2 protein-coding genes are annotated in these 1,152 nt (G+C 45.5%); both read left to right on the forward strand.

The genetic code is table 11. The features are described from left to right. Window positions 1-51 precede the first annotated feature (51 nt). Window positions 52-396: a hypothetical protein gene (locus QUB37_RS30010; protein ID WP_445300075.1), complete on the forward strand. Its 345-nt coding sequence runs from the start codon at window positions 52-54 to the stop codon at window positions 394-396. Beyond that, on the forward strand, window positions 344-1,069 hold the full coding sequence (locus QUB37_RS29720) for an IS66 family transposase (RefSeq protein ID WP_445300076.1): 726 nt from the start codon (window positions 344-346) through the stop codon (window positions 1,067-1,069). Before QUB37_RS30010 ends, QUB37_RS29720 begins: the two co-directional genes overlap by 53 nt. Window positions 1,070-1,152: the final 83 nt, after the last annotated feature.

Consider the following 1,152-nt stretch of genomic DNA (forward strand, 5'->3'; position numbering starts at 1 on the left):
CCACCTAAACGGGTCTCAGCTAACTATGTTATTCTACCATAAATATAGTCTGTGTACTTACGCCGAGCTGTACTAGAATGTGGTGCAGTAGTCAGAGGAGAACCACATCAGGGAGTGGTTCCAGGCCAAGACTTGAGCGTTAATCTCCAAGCACCCGGCGTCTGGCTGGGGAATTATGGGCATCTTTCCTACTCCAAGCTGACTGAATTGTTGTGGGAACTCGGCACGATAGAAGTGTCCGTAGGAACACTCCAAAAAACCAATCAACGAGTAGCAGCAGCAGTAGAGCCAGCTATCAAAGCACTGTGGGAATGGGCACCTCTTCAATCAAACGTTCATGTAGATGAAACGCCCCCGGTGTGTGATGGGAGTCAAAGAATGGCTGTGGACGGCTAGTGGAAAAGGATTCTGTTTATTTCATGCCGCAGATACCAGAGGACGTGTGGAACTAGAAACCATGCTGGGCAAAGAATTTGCTGGAGTCTTAAGCTCAGATGATTTCAGCGTTTATAATGGTTGCCAAGTCATAGCCCAACAGAAGTGTCTAGCCCATTTACGACGGCATTTCAAGAAAGTGCTGGGACTTCCGGGCAAAAATAATGCAGCAGTCGCTCAAATATTTCTGTCATTAATTGATGAAGCTTTTAGATCCCATGAGTCCTGGCGAAAGACGAAGGAGCAACTTACCTACGACTCTTGGGCTGAGGATTTCAAAATACGATTGAATCAAGCTTTGGCCACTTGGTTCAACCAAGTTGGCTATGCAGCAGGTTTGTTACTCAAATCCTTACGAGATAAGGCTCAACAATGGTGGTATTTTCTCGATCACCCATCGGTGTCTCCGGATAATAATTTAGCAGAACGTTCTCTACGGCTAGCTGTAACGAAACGGAAAGTTTCTGGCGGTTCTCGTTCGATGAAGCGATTTGAGGAAACTGCTAATCTACTTAGTGTCATCCAAACCTGTCGTTTTCAAGCTCGTTCAGTAATGGCTTTTTTCCGTGAGGCTATTTCTGCCCATTCTTGTGACTTGGCTCGGCCTGAGCTCATTCCCGAATTTCAGACCTGAATCCTTACCTTACTATTATTGGATCGAGGCTTCTATCACTTCGCTTTTTGGTCAAAACTAATCGAGCAAGAAATTGGATTTAT

Source organism: Microcoleus sp. AT3-A2, from assembly GCF_036705685.1.
GTDB lineage: Bacteria > Cyanobacteriota > Cyanobacteriia > Cyanobacteriales > Microcoleaceae > Microcoleus.